The 392-nt window shown below is 73.5% G+C and carries 1 protein-coding gene; it reads right to left on the reverse strand.

Going from position 1 to position 392, the window contains the following annotated elements:
* Positions 1-120: 120 nt before the first annotated feature.
* Positions 121-392: phosphopantetheine-binding protein (locus ACFHW1_RS28890; RefSeq protein ID WP_416616754.1), on the reverse strand; the 272-nt coding region annotated here is incomplete at its 5' end.

A 392-nucleotide genomic window follows, 5' to 3' on the forward strand; every position in this document is an offset into this window, starting at 1 on the left:
GCACGTTGTGGTACGGCAGGCGCTCCGGGTCGCGCTCCATCTCGTAGACCATGCCGACCTGGAGCTCGGACATCGGGTAGGCGTCCTCGAGGACGCCGGCCCGGGCGCTCAGCACGTCGGTCATCGCACACCCGCCGCGGTCCCGCCGTTTGTCGCGGCGGACGAGCCGCGGGCGGCGAGCAGCTCCCGGTCCTTGTCGGAGAGCAGCGCGAAGGCCGAGGCGCGGGCCCGAGCCGGTGCCGGCTCGGTGCGCGCCCCGACGGCCTCGCCGAGGGCCTGCACGGTCGGGTGCCAGTGCAGGTCCTGGAGGCCGACGACCAGCCCGTTCGATCGGGCCTGCCCGACGACCTGGATGCTGCGGATGGAGTCGCCACCCAGCTCGAAGAAGTCGT

Origin of the sequence: Micromonospora sp. LOL_014, from assembly GCF_048060245.1 — a bacterium.
Lineage (GTDB): Bacteria > Actinomycetota > Actinomycetes > Mycobacteriales > Micromonosporaceae > Micromonospora_E.